This is a genomic window from Kitasatospora papulosa (assembly GCF_000717245.1).
Classification (GTDB): Bacteria; Actinomycetota; Actinomycetes; order Streptomycetales; family Streptomycetaceae; genus Streptomyces; species Streptomyces papulosus.
The window spans coordinates 475,839-490,078 of sequence record NZ_JNYQ01000002.1 but is presented as its reverse complement, the minus strand read 5'-3'; the positions used below and the strand labels follow the sequence as shown (position 1 = coordinate 490,078).

The following is a 14,240-nucleotide window of genomic DNA, read 5'->3' as shown; positions in this document are numbered from 1 at the left end:
ACAAGGAGGACATAACGTGTCTGAGGAGCTCGCCCCGGAGACCCCGGAGACAGCAGAAGCAGAGCCGATCAAGCAGCGGAAGAACGGCCTGTACCCGGGCATCTCCGATGAGCTCGCCGAGAACATGAAGTCCGGCTGGGCCGACACCGAGCTGCACGGCCTGGAGCCTGTCGCCCAGGCCTCGTACACCGCCGCCCGCCGTGCCGCGCTCTCCGCGCGCTTCCCCGGCGAGCGGCTCGTCGTCCCCGCGGGCAACCTGAAGACCCGCTCCAACGACACCGAGTACGCCTTCCGCGCCTCCACCGAGTACGCCTACCTCACCGGCGACCGGACCCAGGACGGTGTCCTGGTGCTCGAGCCGGCGGACGGCGGCCACGAGGCGACGATCTACCTGCTGCCCCGGTCCGACCGCGGGAACGGCGAGTTCTGGCTCGACGGTCAGGGCGAGCTCTGGGTCGGCCGCCGCAACTCCCTCGGCGAGGCCGAGCAGCTGCTCGGCATCCCGGCGAAGGACGTCCGTGAGCTCCCGGCGGCGCTGGCCGAGGCCACCGGTCCGGTGCGCAACGTCCGCGGCCACGACGCGGGCATCGAAGCCGCCCTCGCCGACAAGGTCACCGGGGAGCGCGACGAAGAGCTCCGCGTCTTCCTGTCCGAGGCCCGCCTGGTCAAGGACGCCTTCGAGATCGCCGAACTGCAGAAGGCCTGCGACGCCACGACGCGCGGCTTCGAGGACGTCGTGAAGGTCCTCGACCGGGCGGAGGCCACGAGCGAGCGCTACATCGAGGGCACCTTCTTCCTGCGCGCCCGCGTCGACGGCAACGACATCGGCTACGGCTCGATCTGCGCGGCCGGCCCGCACGCCACCACGCTGCACTGGGTCCGCAACGACGGCGCGGTCCGCTCCGGTGAACTCCTGCTCCTCGACGCGGGCGTGGAGACCGACGAGTACTACACCGCCGACGTGACCAGGACGCTGCCCATCAACGGCACGTTCTCGCCGCTGCAGCGGAAGATCTACGACGCCGTGTACGAGGCCCAGGAGGCGGGCATCGCCGCGGTGAAGCCCGGCGCCGGCTTCCGCGACTTCCACGACGCCGCCCAGCGGGTCCTCGCCGAGAAGCTGGTCGAGTGGGGCCTCCTCGGTGACCTGTCCGTGGAGAAGGTCCTGGAGCTGGGTCTGCAGCGTCGCTGGACGCTGCACGGCACCGGTCACATGCTCGGCATGGACGTCCACGACTGCGCCGCCGCGCGGACGGAGTCGTACGTCAACGGCACCCTGGAGCCCGGGGTCTGCCTCACCGTCGAGCCCGGACTGTACTTCCAGGCCGACGACCTCACCGTGCCCGAGGAGTACCGGGGCATCGGCGTGCGCATCGAGGACGACATCCTCGTGACCGAGGACGGCAACCGGAACCTCTCCGCCGCGCTGCCGCGCCGGTCCGACGAGGTCGAGGCCTGGATGGCACGGCTCAAGGGCTGACCCGGCCGGCGCGGGCGACCGTGCCCGTGCGCGGGAGGGCGCGCTGCTCAGGACACCATGAGCAGCGCGCCCTCCCGCCATTTCAGGACCTTGTCGAAGCTCACCACCGCACCACGCCCCGGCCGGTTGCCGAAGTGGACGTGGTCGGCGAGTTCCTCGATCAGGCAGAGCCCGCGCCCGCTCTCGGCCGTGTCCGCCGGGCGCTTGGCGGTGCGTGCGCCCGCGGGGCCTCCCGCCGGGTGCGAGGCGGACGGCTGCTGTTCCGGCGGACACCCGGCGGATGCCTGTGCGGCGGCGCGAAGCGCGCGCCGGGACGGGAACCCCGGTCCCGAGTCGGCGACTTCGATACGGCACTTCTCGCCGTCCAGATAGGCCGTCACCCGGTACTGCCCGCAGGCCGCCCCGGACTGCCTGCCTCCGGTGGACGTGAGGCCCGTGCCCGCCTCGCCCTGCGCCCCGCCGTGTTCGACGGCGTTCGCGCAGGCTTCGGTGAGTGCGACCGAGAGGTCGTAGGAGATGTCCGGGTCCACGCCCGCCGTCTCCATGGTGCCGAGCAGGAATCGCCGGGCGAGCGGGACGCTCGCAGCTTCGCGCCGCAGATGGAGTGACCACCACATGCTCATGCTCCAGCCTCCTGGCTGCGGCTCGACATACCGTTACGTATTGCCGCGATGAGCACGTCGTAAGCACGGATCCGCCGTGACAGCGCTCATTCGGCGGATGCGGTTATTCCGCTCACGGGTGTATGACGTGTCCGGATCATCGCCACGGAGCGCCCACGAACAGGCGCAACACACCCTGATCACTCCCCGATGGGGACGGATGCCGACCTTCCGGACCTGCCGTACGGAGGCCGGGTGTCCAGTGGGATGATGACCCGGCCATGTCTATGCCTGTCGCACGCGCCGGAGCCGGTATGCGGCTTCTGAGGACCGCGGTGTTCACCGCGGTCTGCGTCGTGCTCGCCTCCGCCGGACATGGTCTTGCCGCGGGCGCGCGTGTGCCCGGGTGGAGTCTGCTGGCCGGCTTCGCCGGAGTCTTCGCCGCGGTGGTGCTCCTCGCCGGACGTGAGCGGACCCTCCTGTCGATCACCGCCGCCCTCGCGGCCGGACAGCTCGCCCTGCACGTCCTCTTCGGGCTGGGACACCACGCGTCGGCCACCGCGACGGGCTCCGGGGACGACTCGTTGATCCGCTTCGCCGCCGGGCTGGTGTGCGGAGCCGGACCGGCACAGCTGAGCGCCGGTGAAGCGCACCGCATCGTGACCACCGCGGGCATCGACCCCGAGACGGTGGGCCAGGCCCCGGCCCACCTGGGGGCGGCGACCGCCCACCCGGCCGACCCGACGCTCCTGGCCTCGGTCATGTCCGGACTGCCCAGCCTGCCCATGTTCCTGGGGCACCTGCTCGCGGCGCTCGCCACCGGCTGGCTGCTGCGCCGGGGCGAGATCGCGCTCTTCCGGCTGGCCAGGCTCTCCGCGCAGGGCGGCCGCCAGCTCGCGGCCGGGGCCAGGCTGCGCGCCCTGCGGGCGGCGCTGGCACTCGTACGCGCACTGCGTGCGGGACTTCCCGGGCGGCCCACGACCGGGCCGGTCGTGTTCCGCAGCGCCGACGACGCCGCCCTGCCGGCCACCGGAGACCCTCTTCAGCACATGGTGACCAGGCGCGGCCCGCCGCCCGTATACGTACGCGCAGCCTGACACGACCCCTCCACCAGGATTCCGGTGAGGAGGCGGTCGTGATGCCGTCGCGCCTCCGCGCGCCGGACCCACCTTTTCCTCATGCCTCGTGGAGTGATCCCTGTCATGAACGTTTCCCGCATCGCCCTCGCCGGCGGCGTCGCCGCGTCCACCGTCCTGCTGCTCGCCGGTACCGCCTCCGCGCACGTCAGCGTGCAGCCGCAGGGCGAGGCCGCCAAGGGCGGCTACGCCACCGTCAACTTCAAGGTCCCCAACGAGCGCGACGACGCGTCCACCGTCAAGCTCGAGGTCAACTTCCCGACGGACCACCCGCTGGCCTCCGTCAGCCCCCAGCCGGTGGCGGGCTGGAAGATCGACGTCACCAGGAGCAAGCTGGCCAAGCCGCTCGAGGTGCACGGCAAGAAGATCGACGAGGCGGTCTCCAAGGTCACCTGGACCGCGGACGGCAAGGGGATCGAGCCCGGTTTCTTCCAGCAGTTCCCGCTCTCGGTCGGGCAGCTGCCCGAGGACACCGACCAGATGGTCTTCAAGGCGCTCCAGACGTACAGCAACAAGGAAGTCGTCCGCTGGATCGAGGAGCCCGCCGAGGGCGGCGAGGAGCCCGAGAGCCCGGCCCCCGTCCTCGCGCTGAGCGCCCCGGCGGCCGACGCCCACGGTGCCCCCGCCGACGACAAGAGCGGCGAAGCGGCGAAGGAGAAGACGACGGCGTCCTCGGACGACACCTCGTCCTCGAACAGCGACAGCACCGCCCGTGTCCTGGGCATCGTCGGCATCGTCGTGGGTGTCGCGGGTGTCGCGTTCGGCGTACTCGCCGGCCGTCGCCGCAACGCCTGATCCCACCGGCTCCGCCAACCCGTATCCACAGATCAGGAACTGAGCTCCATGCACAGCAAGAAGAAGGTGCTGGCCGCGGCGTTCGCCGCCGTGGCCGCGCTGACCCTGTCGGCCTGCGGCAGCGGAGGGGACTCGGCGGACAATTCCGTCGCCGAGGTCTCCTCCGGGACCGGATCCGCTCCGGCGACCGTGCTCGACCAGCCGTTCACCAAACCCGATCTCGTCCTCACCGACACACACGGCGCGAAGTACGACCTGCGTGAGCGGACCAAGGGCAAGCCGACGCTCATCTACTTCGGCTACACCAACTGCCCCGACGTCTGCCCGCTGACCATGAGCAACATCGCCGTGGCGAAGCGCGCTCTGCCCAAGGCGGACCAGGAGAAGCTCCAGGTCGTCTTCGTCACGACCGACCCCGAGCGGGACACCCCGGCGTCCCTGGGCAGCTGGCTCAAGGCGCAGGATCCCGGCTTCACCGGCCTCACCGGCGACTTCCCGACCATCCAGGCGGGGGCACGGCAGATCGGCATCGGCATCGACCCGCCGAAGAAGGAGAAGGACGGCACGGTCGTCTCGATGCACGGGGCCCAGGTGATCGCGTTCTCCCCGAAGACGGACAAGGGGTACGTGCTCTACAGCGAGGACACCACGGCCGAGGACTACACCGAGGACCTCCCGAAGCTCGTCAAGGGGGAGACCCCGTGAACCGCCGAACGGCCGTCGCCGTGGGCCTGGCCCTCACCACCGGTCTGGCGCTGACGGCGTGTTCCTCGGACAGTGTGCCGCGGCTGGAGGTGACCGGCGCCTTCATGCCCCAGCCCGTCAGCGACATGGCGGCCGGTTTCCTCCTGGTGAAGAACAGCGGCGGCACCGCGGACCGGCTCACCTCGGTGACCAGCTCGCTCTCCGACAACGTGTCCATCCACGAGACGAAGAACAACACGATGCGGATGGTGACGTCGTTCGAGGTGCCCGCCGGTGGCGAGCTCGACCTCGAACGCGGTGGCAACCACATCATGTTCACGGAGCTGAAGCAGCAGCCGAAGCGGGGAGAGACGGTCTCCGTGGAACTGCACTTCGAGAAAGCCGACCCCATCACGGTCGACATTCCCGTGAAGGAGACCACCTACAACCCGAAGAAGCAGTGAGGTACTGACGCCCCATGACAGCCACCGCCCCGCACTTCGGGCCCTCCCCGATACGACGGCCGCTCGCAGCGGTCGCGCTCCTCGCCACGCTGATCAGCCTGCTGTTCGGTCTGGTGCTGGCGGGCGCGAGCCCCGCGTCCGCACACGCCGCCCTCACCGGGAGCGACCCGCAGGACGGGGCGGTGGTCGCCGCCGCCCCCACGGACGTCACGCTCACCTTCTCCGAGCAGATCGCCATGGGCGACGACTCGATCCGGGTCCTCGACCCCAGCGGGAAGCGGGCCGACACCGGCGCGCCCAGTGACCGGACGAGCGGCGGTGCCGTTCGCTACGGCATCCAGCTCCACAGCGGACTGCCCGACGGCACGTACACCGTGGCCTGGCAGGCCGTGTCCGCCGACAGCCATCCCGTCTCGGGAGCCTTCACCTTCTCCGTGGGCGCCCCCTCGGAGACGACCGTGGCACTGCCCTCGACCGAGGCCGGCGGCGGACTCGTGGGGATGCTCTACGGCATCGCGCGGTACGCCGCGTACGCGGGATTCATCCTGCTCGCGGGCGGTTCGGCCTTCGTGCTCGCCTGCTGGCAGAAGGGCGCCGGCGCACGGCCGCTGCAGCGGCTCGTCGTACGCGGCTGGGTCACCCTCACCGCGGCCACCCTGGCCATGCTGCTCCTGCGCAACCCCTACACCGGGTCGGGCGAACTGTCCGACGCCTTCGACCTGGACGGCCTCCAGTCCGCGCTCGACACCAAGCCGGGAGCCGCGCTGGTCTCCCGGCTGCTGCTCCTGGGAGCCTCCGCGCTCTTCGTCGCCGTCCTCTTCGGCGCGTACGCCAAGCGCGAGGACGAGAAGGAGAAAAAGGACCTCACCTTCGGGCTCGCGACCGGCGGAGTCGTCATCGCCGCCGGGATCGCCGGGACCTGGGCCCTGGCCGAGCACGCCTCGACAGGGATCCAGCCGGGGATCGCCATGCCGGTGGACATGCTCCACCTGCTCGCCGTCGCCGGCTGGCTGGGCGGACTCGCCGCTCTGCTGGTCGCCCTCCACCGCACGCCCGACGTCACGGACGACGCGGTCCGGCGGTTCTCACGCGTGGCGTTCGGCAGTGTGCTCGTCCTTGCCGCGACCGGGCTCTACCAGTCCTGGCGTCAGGTCGGTTCGTGGTCGGCCCTGACCGGTACGCGGTACGGGCAGCTGCTCCTCGTGAAGGTGGCGCTCGTCGCCGTGCTCGTCGGGGTCGCGTGGGTCTCCCGGCGGTGGACCGCACGACTGGCCGAACGCACCGGACCGGCCGCACCCCCGGAGGCGGCCTCGACGGAGTCGGAACCGGCCGTACCGGACTCCGAGGGCGACGAGGAGGTCGCTCCGGAGCGCGCCGCGCAGCTCTCCCGGCAGCGCGCCGCCCTGACGGCCACGAAGGAGAAGCGCGCCCGCGACGCCGACCCGGACCGCTCGGGGCTGCGGCGTTCGGTGATGGTGGAGACGGGCATCGCCGTGGTGCTGCTCGTCGTCACGACGATCCTGACGTCCACGGAACCCGGTCGCACGGAGGAGGAGGCCGCCCGCGGCAGCACCGCCGCGGCGGTGCCGGCGACCGGCGGCGAGGTGAACCTGAGCCTGCCCTTCGACACCGGCGGCCAGAACGGCAAGGGCACGGTACGCCTGGACATATCGCCCGGCGGGACCGGCGCGAACAGCGCGCACGTGTGGATCGACGGACCCGACGGACGTCCGCTGGACGTCCCCGAGGTGAAGCTCGCCTTCACGCTGGAGTCCAAGGACATCGGCCCGCTGCCGGTCGTACCCGACCGCCTCACCGAGGGCCACTGGACCGCGAGCGGCGTGCAGATCCCGATGGCGGGCGACTGGAAGATCGCCGTGACCGTGCGGACGTCGGACATCGACCAGACCACCATCGACAAGAACGTGAAGATCGGCTGAGCAGGGTGAGCAAGAAGAAGAACGGCCTCAGGAAGAGCGGCACCGCCGCCGGGAACCGCGAGGAGTCGCGTCCCGACGGTGCCGGTGGCGTCTCCCGGCGACGGCTGATCGGCAGCGCGGGAGCGGCCGGAGCGGCAGGCCTCGTCCTCGGCGCGGCCGGTGGCGCGACCACCTACGCCACGACGCGCGAGGAGCGGACGGCGCTGACCACGGTCGGCTCGACCGAGGCGATGTTTCACGGGAAACACCAAGCGGGGATCACCACTCCGCTTCAGGCGCGCGGGCACCTGGTCGCCTTCGATCTGGTGCCCGGCGCGGGGCGCAAGGAGGCGGCCGCCCTGCTGCGCCGGTGGTCGGCGGTGGCGCAACGGCTGATGGCCGGTGAGGTGGCGAAGGGCGGCCCGGGTCACGACACCGGGGTGGCACTGGACGCGGGCCCGTCCTCCCTGACCGTCACATTCGGATTCGGCCGCACCTTCTTCGCCCGTACCGGACTGGACGACCGGCGACCGGCGGCCCTGGACCCGCTGCCCGCCTTCTCCTCCGATCACCTCGACGCCAAGCGGTCCGACGGCGACCTCTGGGTACAGATCGGTGCGGACGACGCGCTCGTCGCCTTCCACGCCCTGCGCGCCCTGCAGAAGGAGGCCGGCTCCTCGGCCCGGGTGCGGTGGCAGATGAACGGCTTCAACCGCACTCCGGGCGCCACGGCACGGCCGATGACCGCACGCAATCTGATGGGCCAGGTCGACGGCACGAACAACCCCCGCCCGGCGGAGAGCGACTTCGAGAAGCGCATCTTCGTGCCGTCCGACGACTCCTCGGCGTCCGCCTGGATGGCCGGCGGTTCGTACGCCGTGGTCCGGCGGATCAGGATGCTCCTGGACGACTGGGAGGAGCTCACGGTCGAGCGCCAGGAACAGGTCATCGGACGGCGCAAGGCGGACGGCGCCCCTCTCAGCGGTGGTTCGGAGAGCACCCCGATGGACCTGGACAGGACAGGGCCGGACGGAAAGCCGCTGATCCCCTCCAACGCCCACGCCAGGATCTCCTCCCCCGAGAAGAACGGTGGCGCCGCGATGCTGCGGCGCCCGTTCTCGTACCACGACGGCATCTCCGACGACGGCACCCCGGACGCCGGACTGCTCTTCGTCTGCTGGCAGGCCGATCCGTTCAAGGGCTTCATCCCGGTGCAGCGCAAACTGGACCGCGGGGACGCCCTCTCACCGTTCATCCGGCACGAGGCGAGCGGCCTGTTCGCCGTACCCGGGGGTGCCGGGGCAGGGGAGTACGTGGGGCAGCGCCTGCTGGAGTCATGAGCGGCAGTGGCCTCGTCCTGCCCCGCACCGGGGAGAACGGGGCGCCCGTCCGGAGGCCGGCGTGAGGCGCACAGCCCCTTCCGTCGGCCCACTAGGGTGACCGTATGTCAGCCACGCGCTACGCCTACCTCGGCCCCGAAGGCACCTTCACCGAGGTGGCCCTCCGTACGCTTCCCGAAGCCGCCACCCGTGAACTGGTCCCCATGGTCTCCGTGCCGGCCGCACTGGACGCCGTACGCAACGGCCAGGCCGCCGCGGCTCTCGTCCCCATCGAGAACTCCGTGGAGGGCGGGATCACCGCGACGCTCGACGAGCTGACCACGGGCGCTCCGCTGATGATCTACCGCGAGGTACTGCTCTCCATCACGTTCGCCCTGCTGGTGCGTCCCGGGACCAAGCTCTCGGACATCAAGACCGTCACGGCCCACCCCGCCGCCCAGCCCCAGGTCCGCAACTGGATGGCGGCGCATCTGCCCAACGCGGTGTGGGAATCGGCCGCCTCGAACGCGGACGGGGCCCGGCTGGTCCAGGAGGGCCGCTACGACGCCGCCTTCGCCGGCGAGTTCGCGGCGGCGACCTACGGGCTCGAGCCGCTGGTGACCGAGATCCACGACGCGGAGAACGCCCAGACCCGCTTCGTGCTGGTCGGGCGCCCGGCCAGGCCGTCCGCGCCCACGGGAGCCGACAAGACCTCCGTCGTGATCTGGCTCGGCGACGACCACCCGGGAGCACTGCTCGAACTGCTCCAGGAGTTCGCCGTCCGCGGGGTCAACCTGATGCTGATCCAGTCCCGGCCCACCGGGGAGGGCATCGGGAACTACTGCTTCGCCGTGGACGCGGAGGGGCACATCGCGGACCGCCGCGTCGGCGAGGCGTTGATGGGGCTGAAGCGGATCTGCCCCAATGTGCGGTTCCTCGGTTCCTATCCGCGCGCGGGGGTGACGCCCGACGAGGTGGGGGCGCTCCGGACGGGGACGTCGGACACCGACTTCACCGAGGCGTCCGACTGGCTGGCCCGCAGCCAGGACGGCCGGGTCTGAAAGCCCACCCCGGAGGACCGGCCGCGTGCCTGCCGGTCCTACCTGCAGATTTTCACGCCACACACAGGGTTATCCACAGGGGGCGGTCCCGGCCTGGGGACAAGTCGACACCTCAACGCGACATGGTCGACAAATCACCCCTCTCGACCTGGATACCTCTAGGGGCCCAGCCTCTCTCGTGTCGCCCTCATTCCCTTGATCAACTCATTGGAGCGAGGAATACCCACCCGAATGAGTGCACGAACGAGGTTTGAGCCGCGAATCCCTGCCCCTTCGTGCCACTTTCGGAACGATCTCCCCTGGCATCCACAGAGCTTCTTCACAGCCTGTGGATAACTAATTGAATCCACCGCAGCCTGTGGACAACCCGCCCGCCCGACGCCTCCCAACTCCCCCCGCACACAACGCCGATACGTCAGGCCGCAGGCGGACCCGCCCCCTTTTCGAGGCAATGGGCCCTTTTCCTGGCGATCTCCACCCTTCATCCACCTCCTCGATTCATCAGGATTAGCGATACCGGCAATTCGGGCAAAGCGCCACGCTCGTCGATATCGGTTCGAGCGGCGGATCCCCGCACCGGTAGCCTTGAGGGGTGATTGACCTTCGCCTGCTCCGTGAGGACCCCGACCGTGTTCGCGCCTCCCAGCGCGCCCGTGGAGAGGACGTCGCACTCGTCGACGCCCTGCTCTCCGCCGACGAGCTGCGCAGGTCGTCCGGCGTCCGCTTCGACGAACTCCGCTCCGAGCAGAAGTCGCTCGGCAAGCTGATCCCCAAGGCCACTCCCGAGGAGCGCGCCGAGCTCCTGAAGAAGGCCGATCAGCTCAAGGCCGGGGTCAAGGCCGCCGACGCCGCACAGGACGAGGCGGACGCCGAGGCCAAACGGCTGCTCCTGCAGCTCGGCAACATCGTCCACGAGGACGTGCCGGTGGGGGGCGAGGAGGACTTCGTCGTCCTGGAGACGCACGGCACGATCCGCGACTTCGGCGCCGAGGGCTTCGAGCCCAAGGACCACCTGGAGCTCGGCGAGGCACTGGGCGCCATCGACATGGAGCGCGGCGCCAAGGTCTCCGGATCCCGCTTCTACTACCTGACCGGCGTCGGCGCCCTGCTCGAACTCGCCCTGGTCAACGCGGCGATCGCGCAGGCCACCGAGGCCGGTTTCGTCCCCATGATCACCCCGGCCCTGGTGCGCCCGCGCGCCATGGAGGGCACGGGCTTCCTCGGCCAGGCCGCGGAGAACGTCTACCACCTGGAGAAGGACGACTACTACCTGGTCGGCACCTCCGAGGTCCCGCTCGCCGCGTACCACATGGACGAGATCATCGACGCCGACAAGCTGCCCCTGCGGTACGCCGGCTACTCGCCGTGCTTCCGCCGTGAGGCGGGCACCTACGGCAAGGACACCCGCGGCATCTTCCGGGTCCACCAGTTCGAGAAGGTCGAGATGTTCTCGTACGTCGACCCCACGGACGCCGAGGCCGAGCACCGCCGGCTCCTGGACTGGGAGAAGCAGTGGCTCACCGGCCTGGAGCTGCCGTTCCAGGTGATCGACGTCGCCACCGGGGACCTGGGCGCCTCGGCCTCGCGCAAGTTCGACTGCGAGGCGTGGATCCCCACCCAGGGCAAGTACCGCGAGCTGACCTCCGCGTCGAACTGTGACGGCTTCCAGGCACGCCGGCTCTCCGTCCGTATGCGGGACGGCAAGAAGGTCCAGCCGCTGGCGACGCTGAACGGCACGCTCTGCGCCGTACCGCGCACGATCGTGGCGATCCTGGAGAACCACCAGCTGCCCGACGGTTCGGTCCGTGTGCCCGAGGCCCTCCGCCCGTACCTCGGTGGGCGCGAGCTGCTGGAGCCGGTCTCCAAGTGACGTTCCCGTACAAGCTCGTCGCGACCGATCTCGACGGCACCCTGCTGCGTGACGACCACACGGTCTCCGGCCGCACGCGCGAGGCCCTGGCCGCGGTCACCGCGGCCGGTGCCGCGCACATCGTCGTCACCGGACGCGCGGTGCCGTGGACCCGGCACATCCTGGACGACCTGGGCTACGAGGGTCTCGCGGTGTGCGGGCAGGGCGCCCAGGTCTACGACGCGGGTGAGCACAGGCTGCTGACCTCGCTCACCCTGGACCGGCAGCTCGCGGGGCTCGCCCTGTCCAAGATCGAGGCGGAGGTCGGACCGCTCGCGCTGGCGGCGAGCCGTGACGGCCTCGAGGGCGAGGTGCTGGTCGGGCCGGGTTACCGGGTGCAGGAAGGCCCCCTGCCCGCGCTCTACATGAACGACCCCGCCGAGATGTGGTCCGCTCCGCTCAACAAGGTCTACATACAGCACCCGGAGCTCGACGACGACGCCCTCGCGCACGCCGCGCGGCAGGCCGTCGGCAGTCTCGTGAACGTCGTCATGGCGGGCCCGGGTGTCGTGGAGATCCTGCCCCTGGGGCTGAGCAAGGCGACCGGACTCTCCCTGGCGGCCCGCCGTCTGGGGCTCAAGGCCGCGGACACCCTGGCCTTCGGCGACATGCCCAACGACATCCCGATGTTCGGCTGGGCGCAGCACGGTGTCGCCATGGCCAACGCGCACGACGACCTGAAGGCCGTGGCGCACGAGATCACCGCGTCGAACGAGCACGACGGCATCGCGGTCGTGCTGGAGGAGCTGCTCCGGACGGCCCCGCGCGCGTAGCGGGCACGGGGCGTCTCGGGTACCGGCCACCGGGGCGCCGGCTCGCTGTGTGCGGAGGATGCGCGGATCGAACGCGCGCGGGGGAAACCCCGACGACGGCTTAGCAAGCCGCTGCCTTACCACTCGGCCAATCCTCCGGGAGGTGGCCGCGCGATGCGCTGAAGGCCACCCGGGGGTACTGTCGCGGCGGCGCCGCCGGGCAGCTGAAGAAGCTACCTGGGCGTCGGCCGCGGACCACCCTGCGGGGAACTCGACGGACTCGTCCTCCTGGTCATCGCCGCGCTCCTCTCCCGGTCCTCACGGGCGCCGCCGCGGGCGCCGTCCCTTCACTGTGCCCGAGGCCGTCGCCCGGGACCACCCCTTTTCCTCGGGGTGGCCCCGGGCGAGTCCTCAGCCGTCCGTGCGGCGGCCCGGAGCCCGCAGCCGGCGGGAGAGGTCGTCCATCCGCGTGTCGAGCCGGACGACGTCCTGCGAGACGTCGGTGAGCCGGAGGCTGATCGCACCGACGACCTGATGGGTGACGTCGAGCTTCCGGTCGAGCGAGTCCAGCCGTTGCGACATCCGCCCCAGCACGGGGCCGAGCTCCTGGAGCGCGCTTCCCACTCCGAGGAGGCAGCCCTCGATCCGGGTGACCCGACGTTCGAGGGAGACGTACAACGCCCGGAGGTCCTCCTCGGCGTCGAGGAGATGGGTCCGGACGCTGCGTGCGATGTCGCTGTCGCGAAGAAGCATGGCGACATTGAGGACGGTCCGGCGGGTGTACAGCCGCAGCTGCGTGCTTGCCTGTGGATAACTTCCAGGCCCCTCCCCCTTCCATAGCGACAGCATGTCGCTATGGAAGGTGCGCAGGTCAGCACCTCTCAGCACCTTCATTCCGTTGTCGGTCAGCTCCGGCTGGTGCCGGTCGGTCAGCCGCCTGACCGCGGCTGTGGATACTTCGAAGTAACGGGCCACGTTCTCTGTGCGGAGGTGAATTCCGTCGGGGAGCATGACAAGGCTCTTGACCTTGTCGAGAGCTTCGACGCGCCCCATCTGCTCGACCCGGAGTGCCGGGGATTCGAGCAGGGCGACTTCGGTGGGCATAGGTGTGCCTTTCGTGCGCGGGAACGACAAGGGCCGCCCTGTCCCCGGGCCTCGGGGTGGAGGGCGCTCACGGTTGCCACCTGCTCGATGACCGGTCGGCGGGCGCTGCCTCACCGATGCCGGCATTCCCCTGATTCACGAAAGCTCGACGCCACGGATTCCAGTTGCCTCCACGCACCCTGCCAACGAGCCGGCACCGGGTACGTCACGCCGCGCGTCCCGCCTGACATGGGACAACCCCCGCCCGAGGGGCGGGGGTTGCACCGATGGCGACGGGCCTCACTCCTCGCCGGCGAGCTTCAGCGCGCGCAGCTTCTGGCCCGCGTACCACGTGGCGACGACCGTGACACCGGCCAGCAGGACGGTTGCCAGCGGCAGGCCGACGTCCGAGGTGACCAGGCCGTCCCCGGCGACCTTCTCGGCGACCGAGAGGGACCACTGCTGCACGCTGAGCGTCCGCGCGCCCGGTACGAGGCTGCCGAAGAGCGCCTCCCACACCAGGGCGTACACGAGGCCGAAGACGACCGCGTGCCGGCTGACCGTACCGAGCAGGAGGAACAGTGCGCTGTACGCGATCGAGGCGACCAGTGCCGCGATCGTGTAGGCCACCGCGATCTGCCCGCCGTTGCCGTTGAGGACGAGCCCGGCGATCAGTGTCGGCAGGGCCGAGAACAGCATGGTCACGCCGACGGCCACGATGAGCTTGGTGAAGATGATGGTGGGCCGCTTCACCGGCTTGGCCAGCAGATAGACGATCGAGCCGTCGTCGATCTCCGGACCGATGGCGCCGGTCCCCGCGATGACGCCGATGAGCGGGACCATCGTGGCGATGGCGAAGCCGCCCAGCACGCCGGAGGCCACCTGGTCGTCGGCGCCGGCGAACGCCCGCACCGCCACGGCGATGGCCACCAGCAGGACCGGCAGGACGAACAGGATGGCGGCCCGGCGCCGGCCGAGCAGGGCCCGGTAGGTGAGCCGGGCGACTGTGGGGTCGTACATGACGCTTCACAGCTCC

General features: G+C 70.6%; 13 protein-coding genes and 1 tRNA gene. 10 read left to right on the top strand and 4 right to left on the bottom strand.

Features of this window, described 5'->3' with window-relative positions:
* Positions 1-16: 16 nt before the first annotated feature.
* Positions 17-1,480, top strand: a complete 1,464-nt coding sequence (locus IA22_RS0107675) for an aminopeptidase P family protein (RefSeq protein ID WP_030123099.1) — start codon at positions 17-19, stop codon at positions 1,478-1,480.
* Positions 1,481-1,527: 47 nt separating this feature from the next.
* Here IA22_RS0107675 and IA22_RS0107670 read toward each other — a convergent pair whose 3' ends face one another.
* Positions 1,528-2,103, bottom strand: a complete 576-nt coding sequence (locus IA22_RS0107670; protein ID WP_015577958.1) for an ATP-binding protein — start codon at positions 2,101-2,103, stop codon at positions 1,528-1,530.
* Between the two features lie 260 nt (positions 2,104-2,363).
* On the opposite strand from IA22_RS0107670, the gene IA22_RS0107665 reads away from it, so the two are divergent.
* The 9 genes from IA22_RS0107665 to IA22_RS0107625 all read left to right on the top strand — a co-directional run bounded on the left by IA22_RS0107665 (position 2,364) and on the right by IA22_RS0107625 (position 12,142).
* On the top strand, positions 2,364-3,179 hold the full coding sequence (locus IA22_RS0107665; protein ID WP_030123098.1) for a hypothetical protein: 816 nt from the start codon (positions 2,364-2,366) through the stop codon (positions 3,177-3,179).
* Positions 3,180-3,284: 105 nt separating this feature from the next.
* Entirely contained in the window at positions 3,285-4,013 is a 729-nt protein-coding gene (locus IA22_RS0107660; RefSeq protein WP_014155154.1) for a YcnI family copper-binding membrane protein, read from the top strand.
* 48 nt (positions 4,014-4,061) lie between these two features.
* A complete protein-coding gene (locus IA22_RS0107655) occupies positions 4,062-4,718 on the top strand; it encodes an SCO family protein (RefSeq protein WP_030123097.1) in 657 nt (218 codons plus the stop codon).
* On the top strand, positions 4,715-5,161 hold the full coding sequence (locus tag IA22_RS0107650; protein ID WP_014155156.1) for a copper chaperone PCu(A)C: 447 nt from the start codon (positions 4,715-4,717) through the stop codon (positions 5,159-5,161). The genes IA22_RS0107655 and IA22_RS0107650 overlap by 4 nt, the downstream gene beginning before the upstream one ends.
* Positions 5,162-5,175: 14 nt before the next feature.
* Positions 5,176-7,101 (top strand): copper resistance CopC/CopD family protein, encoded by a 1,926-nt coding sequence (locus tag IA22_RS0107645; protein ID WP_030123096.1) that lies wholly within the window; start codon positions 5,176-5,178, stop codon positions 7,099-7,101.
* 5 nt (positions 7,102-7,106) lie between these two features.
* Positions 7,107-8,420, top strand: coding sequence for an iron uptake transporter deferrochelatase/peroxidase subunit (efeB, locus tag IA22_RS0107640; protein WP_015577954.1), 1,314 nt, complete (start codon positions 7,107-7,109; stop codon positions 8,418-8,420).
* Between the two features lie 104 nt (positions 8,421-8,524).
* Positions 8,525-9,460, top strand: a complete 936-nt coding sequence (pheA, locus tag IA22_RS0107635; protein ID WP_014155159.1) for a prephenate dehydratase — start codon at positions 8,525-8,527, stop codon at positions 9,458-9,460.
* A 592-nt stretch (positions 9,461-10,052) separates the two neighbouring features.
* Complete coding sequence (gene serS / locus IA22_RS0107630) at positions 10,053-11,330, top strand: serine--tRNA ligase (protein WP_014155160.1); 1,278 nt, start codon at positions 10,053-10,055, stop codon at positions 11,328-11,330.
* The gene (locus IA22_RS0107625) at positions 11,327-12,142 is read left to right on the top strand and encodes an HAD family hydrolase (protein ID WP_030123094.1); all 816 of its coding nucleotides are present in this window, start codon (positions 11,327-11,329) and stop codon (positions 12,140-12,142) included. Before serS ends, IA22_RS0107625 begins: the two co-directional genes overlap by 4 nt.
* 52 nt (positions 12,143-12,194) lie before the next feature.
* Here the strand turns inward: IA22_RS0107625 and IA22_RS0107620 are convergent.
* The 3 genes from IA22_RS0107620 to IA22_RS0107610 form a co-directional block, all read right to left on the bottom strand.
* Positions 12,195-12,279 (bottom strand) — tRNA-Ser (locus IA22_RS0107620).
* A gap of 253 nt (positions 12,280-12,532) precedes the next feature.
* On the bottom strand, positions 12,533-13,225 hold the full coding sequence (locus tag IA22_RS0107615) for a hypothetical protein (protein ID WP_030123093.1): 693 nt from the start codon (positions 13,223-13,225) through the stop codon (positions 12,533-12,535).
* Between the two features lie 279 nt (positions 13,226-13,504).
* Complete coding sequence (locus IA22_RS0107610; RefSeq protein ID WP_030123092.1) at positions 13,505-14,224, bottom strand: ABC transporter permease; 720 nt, start codon at positions 14,222-14,224, stop codon at positions 13,505-13,507.
* Positions 14,225-14,240 lie beyond the last annotated feature (16 nt).